At 67.7% G+C, this 631-nt stretch carries 1 protein-coding gene and 1 riboswitch; the gene reads right to left on the bottom strand.

Annotated elements, in window-relative coordinates:
• Positions 1-370 (bottom strand): FAD-dependent oxidoreductase (locus tag MOV75_RS40990; RefSeq protein WP_247008547.1); only part of this gene is annotated, 370 nt, incomplete at its 3' end.
• A riboswitch (TPP riboswitch) is annotated at positions 358-486 on the bottom strand. It overlaps the preceding gene by 13 nt.
• Between the last annotated feature and the right edge of the window lie 145 nt (positions 487-631).

Here is a 631-nt window from a genome sequence, read left to right as displayed (position 1 = left end):
CGAGGCCCGCGGCGTCGAGCCGGCGGTGATCCTCGGTCATGCGGGCAAAGCGCTCGAAATCGTTGCGTTCGCGCGGGTGGGCCACGACGAGCGAGCCGTTGAACGGCGTGTCCGGCAGCTCGCGCCGCCAGATATGAAGCGAGTGCAGCCCCAGGCGGCTGATGATGGGTTCGGCGACCTCGGCCTCACAATAGGGCGCGAGCATGCCGCCGGCCCAATGGCTGGTGGCGTCCGTCATCGCCTCGTCACCGCGCTCGTGCAAGGTCACGGCATGGCCGGCCTGTGCGAACAGTAGCGCTTGCCAGGCGCCCGCAATGCCTGCGCCGATGATGGATACCGGTGAATCCGGTCGCTTGGTCGTCTGCAACATCCCTGTCCCTTCGCCGGCATGACCCGGATCAGGTTCAAAGGGTCACCGCGGTCCTGGGCGGTATTGCCCATTTAGCGGTATCTCAGCTCCTCCTCGGAGCACCCCTCGGAACGGCTCTAATGTATGCCAGTGGGACGGGGCGGTCAACGCGTTAGGCGGGAACCTCACCGCTCGTGCCCCGGACGCGATGCAGCGCGCCGCCTCTTGGCGGCGTGATGCGTCGCAGAGCCGGGGCCCATATGCGTCGCTGGCGTGGGTCCC

The sequence above is a fragment of the Bradyrhizobium sp. PRIMUS42 genome (genome assembly GCF_023006515.1).
Classification (GTDB): domain Bacteria; phylum Pseudomonadota; class Alphaproteobacteria; order Rhizobiales; family Xanthobacteraceae; genus Bradyrhizobium.
Note: the sequence above shows the minus strand (reverse complement) of the source record. Positions and strands in the feature narration are given on the sequence as shown.